We start from the raw sequence: 13,592 nt of genomic DNA on the forward strand, positions 1-13,592 counted from the left end.
CTCTCATAAAATATTCATTTATGATATGTATTGTTTGTAGTTTTCATTGTCCTTGAAGTATTCTTTTTCGTTTGCCGCTAGTCTTCTCAATGCGGTATCTAATGTCGTTATCAAGGTTTTGTATTGCATCAAATCATATTTTACACCTCTTCTTTCTCTTAACACACCTTGCATTTTTTTAGCTAACTGAATTCCACTTTCTAGAGTCAAATCAGCACTTTCAAACTCGTGATACAATTTAGAAACTTGTCTATCGTATAGGGTAACATCATGAAGGAGTTCTTCCTTTTTACTTTTCAACTCTTCAAGCATATTTTTTACTAATTTGCTGGCAGAACACACTTTTCACACCTCACTATTAAAAAATGGGATTAGCATATATTTCCTTTGCTAATCCCAATGATAACACTGTTTATAATATTGTGTCAATATACCATTTTTTATTTTCTTCTATCTATATCCTTTTGAGATTTGTTCAATAAGAGTATTATAAAATCTAGGAAGATATGGCTCAATCGATTTGACCATTTCAGTTACAACTGTTCCAATTTGTGGTTCAGCTTCTTTTCCATTAGGTGATAATTCTGATGATCTTTGACGTGCCATGTGCCACAACGAACGTAGATTGATATAGAACACACTTTCCACTGCAGTATAAAATCCTAGTCTACGTCTTGCTTGCTGTCGTTTACCTCCATTCTTAAGAACTTCATAATATTTTAGAAGATCCCAAGCTACAACATCATGAAGAAATTCTTGTTTTTCTTGTTCTGTTTTAATGTCATCTGGAAATATAATAGTCAATCCATGTTTAATATAATCCACATATCGCCCAGACTCATAGTTCTTTGAATTATGTCTATAACGATTTATTTCTGCTTCAATAGCGCGATCAAAAATGCATTCAAAGTTAAAGCCAACAAGTTCAATTGGCTCACCATGCATCTGCTCAAATCCATATGTCTCTACAACCTTTGGTTTAGATGGGGTTTTATAATTTTTTTCAAATGCTTTTACAAGAATAGCATCCATTGAGTAACCTTCGAGTATTCCAACTGGCTGAGTAACACCAATAAGTTTAGCTTGTGGCTCAACACTGTAGATCTTTAATTCCTTATTATCGTGTGTAAATACATATTCAAGCTTTTTATTCCATTTTTGCTGCGGTAGATGTTCTAGAGATAATTGAGTCATTTTTTACTCCTTTTGATGTTTGATAAGTATAGGAGATACCTTATAGCATCTCCTAGTTATGTATTTATTCTTTGTTATTCATATTTCATATTTTTCTTATTAAAAATTAATTTATCAATTGGATAGAAGAGAATCGCTCCAATTGCATTAGCGACAATTGTTTTAGTTAAATTATCTAGGGGCAAGAAATTAATGCAGAGATATAGTATAGGACTAGATAATTGCCACCTGATCATATATAGAAGCAGTTTCATTTGTTAATTCTCCTTATCTACAATAAGGTGATCAAAAACCAATTTTGACCAGCTCTCTAGATTGTCATAACTTTTTTTCAATTCATCAATAGAGTAGAATCTACCCTCAAGTTTATCAGTCTCTTTTACTCTTACATCTGGATTATTTACATTTACAATATAAACTATAGAAAGATGATCCCTACTTACTTCATTGGAGTTGTCATTAATCATTCCAGCTTGAATAACGTCTAATGATACTTCTTGGCCAATGTCTAACTCTTCGGCTAATTCACGATACAACGCACTTTCAATAGTATTGTAGTATGGCGAGTAATCTTCAGGGTTAATATGACCTCCCACACCTAGAGAAATTTTACCATGAAGTCTTGTTTCACCACTATTCATAAGTCTTCTAGTAGCAAAAAAAGTATCCTTATATTGAATCAGAATGTATGGAATAGGTTGTCTGAAATCAGTATTATACTCAACTAAATATCGGAACATAAAGCCACTATATTTGCTGATATGTTCTAATAATTCATCTGAGGATTCAGAATAACCTTCTTGCAAATTGAGAGATAGTAAGTCATCAGATGGGATTACAAGAACAGATTCGCTACCATATTTCTGTTTGAGTTCTTGTCTTAGTTTAGAATTATACAGTTAAAACACTCCTTTAGCGAATTATCTATTTTGTTCGACAAGTGCCGAAACATAATCAAAGTCCTCTTCTTTTAAAGATTCAACTTTAATCTTGGCATATCCATTTCCTTTTTGAGAAAAGAAGTCATGAGTACGTGTTTCAGTACTCAAGCCGTTTAACACTATTGGGTTTACTTCTTCGGTTGGAAAGTATACATCATATCCAAGATTCATTAATGCTTTATTTGCATTATATCTAACGAATTTCTTTACATCTGAGGATAAACTTAATACATCATAAATTTCCTCAGTGTAGCGGCTTTCGATTTCATATAGTTGGCTTAACAAATCTATTGCAAATCCATACAAATTATTTCGATCTTCTTGGGTCATATTACTAATTAACTTTTGATATAACAACCCAACAAACACACCATGAATGGACTCATCACGGATAATTAGCGAAACAATTTCCCCAGAGTTTTTCATCTTTCCTTGTCCTGCTAATAAAAGTGGATAGTAAAAACCTGAATAAAACATATAACTCTCTAGGAACACTGAAGCTATCATCGCTTGCGCTAATGAGTACTCATCAGTTATATTCTTATAATAATATTCAATCAAGCTAGATTTCTTCTGTAACCACTTATTTTGCTTAACCCAATCAAAAACTTCATCGATCTGCTTCTTATCAGTTAATGTCGTAAAGATAGTGCTATAACTTTTAGCATGAACTTGTTCCATTGCTGCCATAAATGTTAGTACTGCCTTATCTTGAAGGTCTTTTACATGCATGGACACTTGAGGCATACCTACTCCACCTTGCTCTGTATCGAGCAAGGTTAAGCCACCTAGCACTTTCATATATACTTCTTTTTCACTTTCACTTAAATCTTCCCATGCCTTCTTATCCTTAGAAATGGGAATTTCTGTGTCGAGCCAAAATTGCTTTGTATTCTGGTCCCAAAACATACTTGCATAATCACTTGTGGCCTGATCCCAATTCACTGCCTCAATCAAATTATCTACCTCCGATATAAATTTTAAACAGAACAGCTTACACAGTCTTCAACATTATTAGTCATTTTTGTTCTTGTATAATACAGTGTGCGAAGGTTCTTCTTCCATGCGTAAATGTAATAGAGTGAAAGTTCACGAGTAGTAATTGTATCTTTTACATACAGGGTACATGAAATGCCTTGATCGATATGAGATTGTGCTGCAGCGTAAACATCGATCATTTTAAACATATCCATGTCATACGCTTCTTTAAAGAAGAAGAATGTTTGTTCATTTAGGAATGGCATTGGATAGTATGTATCACTATCTTTATATGTTCTATGTTCAATTTTCTCTGTAATTGGAGCAATTGAAGCAGTTGAACTTTGCACATAACTGATTGAGCCTGTAGGAGCAATTGCAAGTCTATAACTGTGTGCCAATCCATGTTCCTTAACAAGAAGTTTTAATTTGAGCCAATCTTCTTTTGAAGGTAATGCAATCCCCTCAAATAGGCTTACAACCTTATCACTCTTAGGAGAATAATCATTTTTTAGATATTGTTCAAAGTATTCGCCAGTCTCATACTTTGAACCTATAAATCCTTTAAAAATAAAACCAGTTTCCTGTGCAATTTTCAAGGATTCTAGGATAGAGTAATAGTTTACAGCAGAGAAGAAAGCATGAACAAACTCAACAGCAAGCTTAGAATCATAAGCAATTTTATTTTTGGCTAAGTATCCATGAAGATTCATAGCACCAAGTCCCACGCTTTTCATTTCGTGATTAGCCTTTGCGATACTTGGAACTGCTTCGATGTTTGTCTTATTTGCTACAGTATCAAGCATTCGAATACCAGATGATACTGCTCCAGCAATATCTTTTTTCTCCATAACATTAACTATGTTTAATGAGCCAAGATTACATGAAATATCTCTTTTGATAACATCATCTTCGTGATATTCATTAATGATAGATGTTTCAGATAGTTGTAGAATTTCGGTGCATAAGTTTGAAAACTTAACTTTACCTTCATTGTTTAATGGATGCTCTCTATTTGCATTATCTTCAAAAAAGAAATAAGGGTACCCACTTTCAACTTGCACCTGCGCAATCATCGTAAGTAAATCTCTAGCGTTAGTTTTTTTCTTTCTAATTTTAGGGTTGTCAACTAACTCATCATACACTTCAGAAATATTGATTTCGCTCATTTTCTTACCATACTCTTTTTCGATACAGTATGATGAAAATAAGTACATATCATAATCTTTCTCGACTAATTCGAAAAATTTATCTGGCACTATTAAGCCAAGTGAAAGTGTTTTAATTCGTGCCTTCTCATCTGCATTAATTTTCTTAGTGGAGAGGAAATCTATAACATCTAAATGAAAGATATTTAACCATACAGCTCCTGCCCCATCTCTACTTCCGAGTTGATTGGCATAAGAAAAAGAATCTTCAAGCAACTTCATAACAGGAACTACGCCACTGCATCGATTGTCAATTCCTTTAATGGGATCTCCTAGTGGGCGTAGATCAGTTAAGTTGAAAGAAACACCTCCTCCTCTTTTGGACAACTGCAAAGCATTATTTATTGCATTAGCAATAGCATTCATCGAATCATCAACCATAAGCAAGAAGCAACTAACAAGTTCACCCCTTCTTTTACGTCCTGCCGAAAGAAACGTAGGTGTTGCTGGTTGATATTTTCCGTCAATCAAATCCTTAACAAACTTCTTAGCCCTTGTGATATCCCCATCTGCTAAGAACAACGCATTAATTGCTACTCTATCCTCATAACGCTCAAGGATTTTCTTATCATCAGATGTTTTTAGAGCGTAATTGTTGTAAAACTTAAATGCGCTCATAAAAGAAGGAAAACGGAACTTTTTTGCATAAGCTATTTTAAAAACTTCCTTAATTTCATTGAAAGAGTATTTATCTAAAAACTCACTCTCGTAATATTCATTTTCAATTAAATAGTCAAGTTTTTCTTTTAAATCATGAAAAAATACTGTATTCTGATTAATGTAATCTACGAAGTAACTTTTAACAGCTTCTTTATCTTTGTCAAATTGAAACTGTCCATTTTCACTCCTCAACATAATCTCATTGTTAAGCTGAATCCACTTAGGAATACTAGACAAACTTTTTTACCTCCTGAATAAAGCGATTTATGTCTGTAACTGTGCCACTTAACTCAAATTTACAAATTACTGGAACATTGTATTTATTTGAAATAATATCTGCAGCCAAAGCAAAACTTTTTCCCCAATTCTTATTTCCGCTTGAAGCAACACCTTTCAAATATGAGTAGTTATTATCAAGAAATTTGAGTGTTGATTCTGGAACTTGACCCATCCCTGTTGTATAAGTAATTAAGATATACGATTCTCTTACTTCCATTTCATTATGTATTTTTACATTCCTAATATTTAATTTATTAATAAATCTTTCAACATTTCTTGTTTTACTGTCATACACTATAAGCAAATAGATGCACTCTTTTCTACTAAAATAACTATTTCATCTTTAAATCCTTAACAGTTGCATTATAATTAGTCGATTGGAGGACGATTCTCTTCCAGCGCACGAATAGCCTCGTATAGAATTTCTATTGCTTCATCAGTAGAAATATCGAATGCCTTTGAGATTTCCAAAGCACCAGTATTTTTATTTTCTCCAATGAAAATTAAAGAGCCCTCGATTGTTTTCAAATTCTCAACTCCCTTCATTCCAATAATATCATACCCTTCAATATTATATTTTTTATCTACCTATTCATCGTCTTCTGGATTCTCATACATCTCATATGCATCTCCATATCCTTGCCAATTATCCACTCCACACGCTTCGAGACAATCCAAGAAATACTCTCTATCGAGCAACCTTTCGTATTCTGCTTTAGATATTGTAACTGTTTCAGTTGTAGACAATTGAATACCTCCCTATTATTTTAAGTTAGCAGAAATGTTACATTAAAATTTAGATCCCAATTTCATAAAGGCATCTTTCAAATTGCAGCCTGCTCTACATTGAATTTGTCTGTATTTTGAATCGTACAGTTGATCACAGAATTTTTAACTTTCCAATGAGTTATTCTCCATGTTAGCTCTGCTATAAAGGAAGCACTACCTGTAAGAAGAAATAAATAAATTAGAAACTCCAGCATATTTTCACCTCCTTATAAAAGAACTGTTTTATTCCTTCAATCTAATTTCGCAATTTCTCGTTCCAAGATATCATGCATTTCTTCTGGTTCTAGGTTCTGTGTGATTCTCCAGTTAAGAAAGGTCTGAACTATCTGCTCAAATTTTTCATAGGCATAATCGTTGTAAACAAAATCTTGTTCTTGTTCAATAATTTGTTTTGCGGTATCCAACCCTTGGATATAGTAGTATTTGCCTCCATCGGAGATATCGTTGCTCAACTTATGCTTTTCAATAAGTAGATCGATAGATTCTAATAGGTCGTCATAAGTTTTCTTAGTCTTTTCTTCCAATTTTAATTACCTCCATACAATAATATATTGTTAATTTTAATATCTTTTATAATATAACTGACTTGGAGAAGAGGAATTTTTTCTCCTCCTCATGCATATCCTATTACCTATATAAATTTTAGGAGATGACTGACTTGGAGAAAATTTATAACATGGTCAACAGACAGAATGGTGTCCACATAAAATGCACTGAAAAATATCTAATTGATTGGGTAATACGTGGTTTTGAAGTTGAAGATTATTACATGGGAAACATGTCGATAGAATTTGAAGAAGATTAACCTCTTCTTCTTTTTTATATCCAATAAATGATTTTATTCCACTTCTTCTTCCTCATATGCATCTTCATCAATTTCTACAAAGCGTTTTGTTCCATCGTTCAGATAACCAAAAAACATTTCTACTGGCCTTACCCAATAGCATCTTTGCTTATCATAGTAGATAACCAAACCTTCTTGTGTCTCAGTATGAGTTGCCATCCTAGAAATTGTATAGATGCCTCTTTTATAATGTTTATACTTTTGACCACAAGTTACTTCATACATGTAGCAACCTCCTCTTCAAGATTAATATCTTTTTAAAACAATTCGATTTGCTCATTGACCATAGTTAATTCATAAAACTTCTCAAAATTATCTAATCTGAAATAATCAATTGTACTATTAGGAAAAAGAACCTTATATCGTATATCATTTTTAATTGCAATCAATCCAACTACTTCTGGCAAACCGCCATTCGATTTAAAATTGCTTCGAATAGCCCAAAGCAACTCACTGTGCTCATAGTCATCTGATACTTTTCTGTTTAACATAGGATGTTTAGGTTTTACATACACTTTATTTTCTTGCAAGATCCAATCCCCTTTCCATTAAAATGGCTCTTTTATTGTAATATTACTTTTTCTATGGCTTCCCTTAGACTATCGTGAGAGGTGTAATCGAATTTCTTCCCTTTCCTTGTATAAGAAGATGCTCGAATTAATATTTCTTCTCTAAATGCCTTCTTTGCATTCTCACTTATCCCAATACTGTTTTCAATTTTCCTCATGAGCGCTTCGTCTGGATCATGAGACTCTTCATTAATCAATACTTTCTGCCAGTTACAGTATGCTTCAATATGAACCAGATAATTTTCAAATAAATTCTGCGCCTCCTTATCCATAAAATGAGTCTTGAAGTATTTGATAACAATTGAGAGATCGTCAAGTTCTGATTCAATTTCGGCTAATTGTTCTCTTAGTGCTTGTTCCCTTTTAATTAATTCTTTATATGTTTGTAATATAACGACCATCCCCCCATAAAAAATGCAAATTTATTGTAAATACTTAGTTACAAACTCAATAAGTTTATCAACATCTTTTTCAGTCGTATACTCATTTATCAGAAATTTACCAATTTCAATATATTTACTATAGTCTCCACCACCATAATATTCATCTGAAATGACAATCTTTATCTGAAGATTATCAGTGATTTTGAGTAAATGAATATCTGTACCTGAAAAATCCATCTCTCGTTTGTTAATACCATTTTCTTCAATGTATGTGTTTAATGTATATAGAATATCTTCACACTCATCTTCATCGAATATGGATTTATAATCTGGAAGTTGACTTCTAAAATATAAACTTAATTTTTTGTTTAATTCATTTCTATTGCGTTCAACAACATTAGTCATTGATGACACATTTCCAACTTTCTCGGCTTCATGCACTAGATACCAATCCGCTACTACTCTTTTCATTTTTTTCTTCCTTTCTAGTGAAATGAACGTGACTTTTATTGGAATTGCCCCTTATTACTCCACAACTTCTTCTAAAGAAATATTGTACACTTTACCAACTTCTAGTCCCTCAGAAATCGAATGTTTTACATTCTGCAAATTAATTCTGGTTACATTTGCGTAATTTGTTTCTCCATCAACCATCTCAATCAAATCCATCGAAATAATAACTTCACTTCCATTCGCACGTTCATTTCTGCCCTCGATTTTATATTTACCAAACAGCATGAGATACATCTCCTTTATATTTTTATATGGTTTTAGACTTAAAGATAATTACATTACACTGTTGAAGAACTGAGAATTTATAGAGACTCCATTTCTTTATTAATTTCTTCAATCTTCTTATCGTAGTAAGCAACCTTATTGACTTTAGCCTCATTAAATCTTTTTATATTTTCTTTGCACTGCGTTCTATAGAAATCCTTGGATTTTTGCTCATCATAAAAAATATTTAAAGAAGTACCAGTATAAGCTCTATACCCTGTATTATCGAATGGTGCAATGATTCTAGATTGAACTTTACCATTTGTACCAATTGGTCTAAAGTGAACCTCAGAGTAGTAAACACGCTTATTCTTTGGTAAATCCTCATTGCTGCAGACTACAACTTTCATTGGTGGAATATGTCTTATTGGTTGATTATCTATATCATTGAAACGATAATCGCATATATACACAATGTCACCAATGTTTAATTTGTCTTTGCATTCGTGGAGAAGCACTTGTTCAATCCTCCTCAATAAACTCAGCAATTTCTTTGTATGTTTCTGTGTCACCACAATGAACATCATCCAACAAAGTTAATGCTTCATCCAAAAGACTAATTGCTTCCATGTATTCATCCAATAGATTATAACAGTGCCCATAAATTCTATTTGATAATGCAATATCAAACTCTTCAGTTGAATAATACTGGTTTAGATCATTTGAAATCTTTTTCAGTTGCTTTTTAGAGATCATCTTACTTTTTCTACCTCCTCTAGTTTTACAACGCTCTCTCATAGCCGCGGCCATTATGACCAGTTTTACCTCTTTCTTTGTAAAACTTAGTCATTGTTCGACCTTGCTTTCCAGTTCCTTTCGCCAAACGAACTTCATCCAAGTTTACAAATAAACCTCTAATTTGTGCTTGGCCGCTAATGTCATTTTGAGCAGTAATGCGATTAGTTTCAGCACTCGATAAAACAATATGTTTACCATCTTGATTTTTAGCTACTACATAGAACATTTAACATTTCTCCTTTATGTATGTTTTGTTTTTTTAATTGTGAATTTTATAATCATCTAAGAATAACTGAGTTGTAACAATTGCTTTCCTTGTTCTAGGATTAACCCATTCATTCAGGTTTAAGGTGCCAACGACATCTACATTTTTTCCAATTAAGTAATCATCAAAATATGATTCATCAGTTCTAAATTTCATTAATACAATGTTGTTGCATTCAATTTTAATCGTATTCTTATCTTTGCCTAAGATAACTTTCTTTTGTGTTTCAACACCCTTTATCAGAAAGCGTCCTGTTTCAAAGCCTTGCCCACTAATTTCATAAAACTCTTGTATACTTTTCACAAGATCCTTGTCGATCTCGTTTGGTAACAATTCAAGCACGTATTCAATGTGTTTTTCACTTTGATTACCTAAAAGAACTTTATTTAAGTGCTCTTTTACAACTTCAAGGTCATCACTTTTAAACTTAACCCCACCAACTGTTTTATGACCAGCAGCTTCAATTACTTCTGGGATGTCATTAAGTATCTTTTTAAAATTACAATCATCATATGACCTGAAGCTTCCTGAATAAATACCTTCATGATCCATTGACATTATAATAACAGGCTTTTGAAATTCCTCACTTAATACCCCAGCAACAAGCCCTCTAAAACCTTTACCTATTTCATTATCAATAATGAATGAACATTTATCATTTTCATTAACTAAGGGGCGTAATTTTTCATAGTAATACTTCTGCAGTCGCTTTCTCTCTTCGTTCAATTCCAAAACTTTATGAGCCAATTCATTTGCTTTAACCTCATCAGTTTCAGTTATTAGTTCAAGTATTACTTCAATTTTATCCATTCTACAAGCAGCGTTTATATTTGGTGCAATGAGATAACCAATATCAGAAACTGTGATTTTATTAGGATCTTTCTTCGAGGCTTTTAACAAAGATCTGAGCCCAATATTTTTTATATTATTTATTCCTTCTCTAACAATATATCTGTTCTCATACTCCCTTAAACTCATAACATCGCCAACAAGACCAATTGCTACAATATCATAATAATCATTAGCGTATTTTGTTTTATAGTACGAATCCAACGCTCGACAAACTTTCCAAGCCACCACTGCGCCGCTAATAGATTTATTAGGATAATTGCAGCCATCTTGTTGGGGATTTACTAAGATACAGTATGGATTAATATTATCTTGCTCATGATGATCCAGAACAATAATATCAACCCCACTCGTACTAATCCTTTTACATGTTTCAACACTGTTTGTTGACGAATCAATAATTATTAACAAGTTTGTTCCTGAAGGAACGTCATTCTCTGAAATTTCTATCCCATGTCCATCTGATCGTTGAGCATGAAAGTATGTTACTTTGTTAGTAAAATTCTTGAGGTAGTTGTACATCAGCGCTCCTGATGTAACACCATCTGAATCAACATCAACATGAATTGATATGAGCTCTTCATTATTTATTGCTTTAACAATTCTATTAACTGCAAGGTGGCAATTCTTCAGCAATTCTGGACTATACAGTTCGAACTCACATGGATTCAAGAACCTCTTAGGTTGCTTTATGTCATGAATCCTTGCAAGTATTGTCTTAATGTCCTCAAATTCATTGTACTCTTCTTTAGGCGCTTTCTTAACCCATTTCGTTGTAATCACCTCCTATATAAAGTTCAATTTTTATTGCTTGTACAATCTAGCAAAATCATCCACAAAAAGTCAATAGTTAATTCATATTTTATTTAATACCTAGTGTTTCATATGTATGAAATAGTGTTCTACAACTATCCCCCATAACTTTTTCGATATGTAGGTTTTGATTGTCAATCAGCGGAAAGCTATGTATATTACTACATTCACTGTACTTATAGAGTCTGGTTTTAACAAGACTGAATATTCCATAGTTATCTCGTCCGTAGTCATCTATAGCAAACTTTTCGCCATTCCTCTCATACAATGGATAATATTTATCATCAGTGAAACCTAACTTTCTATGGTCACTCACGATGTAAACAAGATCTGCTTTCTCAATCTGATCAACCTCAATTAGTTGTTGATTCATATCAGCATCTCCTTATGCGATTTTGTGTTGATAACTTACCATTTTTTACATTATAAAGTCAATAGTTTCACTTATGTTTATTTTTTACCCTCTTGTAGTAGTCATTTGCAATTATCTTCAAATCTCTAATTAGTTTATCTTTATCATCAAATGTATCAGTACTTAATGCCACATCTTTTAAGTATTTTTGCTCGAAGCCATCAATATAGTCTTCAGGAGACTGACGTAATAAGCCTAGTGTGTATATAGTTAGTCCGAGTACAAGATTATTCTTTTGAATACTGTTCATGCTTACTCCTTTCTACTTAACTTTTTTCGATTTACTCTAAACCTATTAATAATTTCATCAATACTAATTGGCGAATAATCAGTATTTTCTACTGAAACACATTGGTATTTAGATTGGTCTAACGCATCAATTCGTGAGTGTACATGTCCATGAATGTTAAATCTAATACCCTCAGTCTCTAAATAACTCATGTTAACCTCAGAAATTGGCTCATGTGTAAGTATTGCATTATAGTAACTCATCATTCGATAAGGTTTAAAACCAAGTTTGAGAAACTTACCATCAGTTACCCCTTTATCATGATTCCCACGAATTAAGATGTTTCTGCCCTTACTCAGCCTTTTAGCTATGTATTCCATCCTGTCACTTTTACAAAAGAACATATCACCTAACCAATAAACTGTATCCCCCTCTGAGATTGTTCTATTGTAATTTTCGATAATAATGTTATCCATATGCTCGATATCAACAAATGGACGATTTTCATACTTTAAGATGTTCTTATGACCAAAATGTGGATCTGCAATAAACCAATCTGCACTCAATTTATCAACTCCTCATAAAACTGTTATTTTATAGTACTAAAAAATATCACGTAAATTTCCAGTAAGCAATACTTCTCCATGCTCTAGCCATCCAACAAACAAATTAACATAACCTTCAATTACATTACCATTGAGATCACAAATATCAATTTTTACTTTCTGATCCATTAGTTCTTCTAGTCGACCAAGATTTCGATATGTCTCCATCTCGTTAAGAATTTCATTATACAATTGTCTAAATGTAATTTGACTATTCTCATTTACATCGTCTTTATGTAATGTGATTACTTGACTTTTCTCCATATTGCTCTCTCCCACTCTGTAATATAATCGCTATTTCATCTTGATTAACTCCAACTTGCTTCTGGCTCTTTCTCTGGTGTCACCTCATCACAATCTCCATCAGAATCAATAATAAGTCTCGTATAATTTTGCTTTAGCTTCATTAATAATACTTCGAACTCACTCAAGTTTCTTAAAGAGTTCAAGTCATGGACGGACTCATAATCAATTGTCCATGTTTCTTTATCATATTTCTTCCAACGATGAATATTAATTTCAAAATTCATTTTTTCGTCATGATCACATTCGAACACTACTACTGCGCGTTCAACATCACTCCAAGATCTTTCATTGTTGTACTCGACCTCGAATCGAACCTCTACGTTTTCATAAGTAGGACGATCATCATAATTAATTTCAAGTTCATCGGTTTCAACATTCTTTTCCACATATCCCATCCACCGCTCAAAAAGTTCTGTTACCTTAATTTTCTTATCTTTTTCTGGAACCATTAACTCTTTAAAATTCTCTAGGAGTTTTTTATTCTCCATTGCAGAACTTTTTAATATATCGACTAAAACACTATCTAGCTTAACAATATATTCAGAGTAATCATATTGTTCTAGATATGGAATCATTACAGATTTAACTTTCTCTTCAATGATTTTTGTAACATCTCCATACGATCTAAACAAGTTTTCAAGTGCATTTTTTACTCCCTTTTCTAGCTGTTCTGCAATTAACTGTTCAACAGTTCCATCTTCAAGTTTTTTAGCAATTACATCCTTAATATTTTGTTCTAGTGTCATATGTATA

23 protein-coding genes and 1 pseudogene are annotated in these 13,592 nt (G+C 32.6%); all 24 read right to left on the bottom strand.

Annotation, left to right across the window (positions count from 1 at the left end; translation table 11 throughout):
* Positions 1-18 precede the first annotated feature (18 nt).
* Positions 19-342: a hypothetical protein gene (locus ABEA66_RS34550; RefSeq protein ID WP_345594813.1), complete on the bottom strand. Its 324-nt coding sequence runs from the start codon at positions 340-342 to the stop codon at positions 19-21.
* Positions 343-450: 108 nt separating this feature from the next.
* A complete protein-coding gene (locus ABEA66_RS34555; RefSeq protein WP_345594815.1) occupies positions 451-1,194 on the bottom strand; it encodes an FAD-dependent thymidylate synthase in 744 nt (247 codons plus the stop codon).
* 257 nt (positions 1,195-1,451) lie between these two features.
* Complete coding sequence (locus ABEA66_RS34560; protein ID WP_345594817.1) at positions 1,452-1,934, bottom strand: hypothetical protein; 483 nt, start codon at positions 1,932-1,934, stop codon at positions 1,452-1,454.
* Positions 1,935-2,114: 180 nt separating this feature from the next.
* Positions 2,115-3,092 carry a class 1b ribonucleoside-diphosphate reductase subunit beta gene (gene nrdF, locus ABEA66_RS34565; RefSeq protein WP_345594819.1) on the bottom strand — a complete coding sequence of 326 codons (978 nt, stop codon included), beginning with the start codon at positions 3,090-3,092 and terminating at the stop codon, positions 2,115-2,117.
* A 23-nt stretch (positions 3,093-3,115) separates the two neighbouring features.
* Positions 3,116-5,218: a class 1b ribonucleoside-diphosphate reductase subunit alpha gene (gene nrdE, locus ABEA66_RS34570; protein WP_345594821.1), complete on the bottom strand. Its 2,103-nt coding sequence runs from the start codon at positions 5,216-5,218 to the stop codon at positions 3,116-3,118.
* Positions 5,211-5,564 carry a class Ib ribonucleoside-diphosphate reductase assembly flavoprotein NrdI gene (gene nrdI, locus ABEA66_RS34575; RefSeq protein ID WP_345594823.1) on the bottom strand — a complete coding sequence of 118 codons (354 nt, stop codon included), beginning with the start codon at positions 5,562-5,564 and terminating at the stop codon, positions 5,211-5,213. Before nrdI ends, nrdE begins: the two co-directional genes overlap by 8 nt.
* Before the next feature lie 65 nt (positions 5,565-5,629).
* Positions 5,630-5,788 (bottom strand): hypothetical protein, encoded by a 159-nt coding sequence (locus tag ABEA66_RS34580; protein ID WP_345594825.1) that lies wholly within the window; start codon positions 5,786-5,788, stop codon positions 5,630-5,632.
* Positions 5,789-5,848: 60 nt separating this feature from the next.
* A complete protein-coding gene (locus tag ABEA66_RS34585) occupies positions 5,849-6,007 on the bottom strand; it encodes a hypothetical protein (protein ID WP_345594827.1) in 159 nt (52 codons plus the stop codon).
* A 77-nt stretch (positions 6,008-6,084) separates the two neighbouring features.
* Entirely contained in the window at positions 6,085-6,243 is a 159-nt protein-coding gene (locus ABEA66_RS34590) for a hypothetical protein (RefSeq protein ID WP_345594829.1), read from the bottom strand.
* A 36-nt stretch (positions 6,244-6,279) separates the two neighbouring features.
* Positions 6,280-6,573: a hypothetical protein gene (locus ABEA66_RS34595; RefSeq protein WP_345594831.1), complete on the bottom strand. Its 294-nt coding sequence runs from the start codon at positions 6,571-6,573 to the stop codon at positions 6,280-6,282.
* Between the two features lie 314 nt (positions 6,574-6,887).
* Positions 6,888-7,118 (bottom strand): DUF1653 domain-containing protein, encoded by a 231-nt coding sequence (locus ABEA66_RS34600; protein WP_345594833.1) that lies wholly within the window; start codon positions 7,116-7,118, stop codon positions 6,888-6,890.
* 32 nt (positions 7,119-7,150) lie between these two features.
* Positions 7,151-7,423 carry a hypothetical protein gene (locus tag ABEA66_RS34605; protein WP_345594835.1) on the bottom strand — a complete coding sequence of 91 codons (273 nt, stop codon included), beginning with the start codon at positions 7,421-7,423 and terminating at the stop codon, positions 7,151-7,153.
* Positions 7,424-7,470: 47 nt separating this feature from the next.
* A pseudogene (locus ABEA66_RS34610) lies at positions 7,471-7,863 on the bottom strand (protein prkA); the annotation flags it as partial.
* A gap of 21 nt (positions 7,864-7,884) precedes the next feature.
* A complete protein-coding gene (locus tag ABEA66_RS34615) occupies positions 7,885-8,316 on the bottom strand; it encodes a hypothetical protein (RefSeq protein WP_345594837.1) in 432 nt (143 codons plus the stop codon).
* A gap of 54 nt (positions 8,317-8,370) precedes the next feature.
* Positions 8,371-8,583: a hypothetical protein gene (locus tag ABEA66_RS34620; RefSeq protein WP_345594839.1), complete on the bottom strand. Its 213-nt coding sequence runs from the start codon at positions 8,581-8,583 to the stop codon at positions 8,371-8,373.
* Positions 8,584-8,660: 77 nt separating this feature from the next.
* On the bottom strand, positions 8,661-9,080 hold the full coding sequence (locus ABEA66_RS34625) for a hypothetical protein (protein ID WP_345594841.1): 420 nt from the start codon (positions 9,078-9,080) through the stop codon (positions 8,661-8,663).
* 4 nt (positions 9,081-9,084) lie between these two features.
* Complete coding sequence (locus tag ABEA66_RS34630; protein WP_345594843.1) at positions 9,085-9,318, bottom strand: hypothetical protein; 234 nt, start codon at positions 9,316-9,318, stop codon at positions 9,085-9,087.
* Between the two features lie 25 nt (positions 9,319-9,343).
* Positions 9,344-9,586 carry a hypothetical protein gene (locus ABEA66_RS34635; protein WP_345594845.1) on the bottom strand — a complete coding sequence of 81 codons (243 nt, stop codon included), beginning with the start codon at positions 9,584-9,586 and terminating at the stop codon, positions 9,344-9,346.
* Between the two features lie 33 nt (positions 9,587-9,619).
* The gene (locus ABEA66_RS34640; protein ID WP_345594847.1) at positions 9,620-11,257 is read right to left on the bottom strand and encodes a DHH family phosphoesterase; all 1,638 of its coding nucleotides are present in this window, start codon (positions 11,255-11,257) and stop codon (positions 9,620-9,622) included.
* A 79-nt stretch (positions 11,258-11,336) separates the two neighbouring features.
* Positions 11,337-11,660 (bottom strand): hypothetical protein, encoded by a 324-nt coding sequence (locus ABEA66_RS34645; RefSeq protein WP_345594849.1) that lies wholly within the window; start codon positions 11,658-11,660, stop codon positions 11,337-11,339.
* A 67-nt stretch (positions 11,661-11,727) separates the two neighbouring features.
* Positions 11,728-11,949, bottom strand: coding sequence for a hypothetical protein (locus ABEA66_RS34650; RefSeq protein WP_345594851.1), 222 nt, complete (start codon positions 11,947-11,949; stop codon positions 11,728-11,730).
* Positions 11,950-11,951: 2 nt separating this feature from the next.
* Positions 11,952-12,494 (bottom strand): metallophosphoesterase, encoded by a 543-nt coding sequence (locus tag ABEA66_RS34655; RefSeq protein WP_345594853.1) that lies wholly within the window; start codon positions 12,492-12,494, stop codon positions 11,952-11,954.
* A 36-nt stretch (positions 12,495-12,530) separates the two neighbouring features.
* Positions 12,531-12,797 carry a hypothetical protein gene (locus ABEA66_RS34660; protein WP_345594855.1) on the bottom strand — a complete coding sequence of 89 codons (267 nt, stop codon included), beginning with the start codon at positions 12,795-12,797 and terminating at the stop codon, positions 12,531-12,533.
* A 44-nt stretch (positions 12,798-12,841) separates the two neighbouring features.
* Positions 12,842-13,585: a hypothetical protein gene (locus ABEA66_RS34665; RefSeq protein ID WP_345594857.1), complete on the bottom strand. Its 744-nt coding sequence runs from the start codon at positions 13,583-13,585 to the stop codon at positions 12,842-12,844.
* Positions 13,586-13,592 lie beyond the last annotated feature (7 nt).

This window comes from Paenibacillus vulneris, assembly GCF_039543185.1.
In the GTDB taxonomy this organism is placed as follows: domain Bacteria; phylum Bacillota; class Bacilli; order Paenibacillales; family NBRC-103111; genus Paenibacillus_S; species Paenibacillus_S vulneris.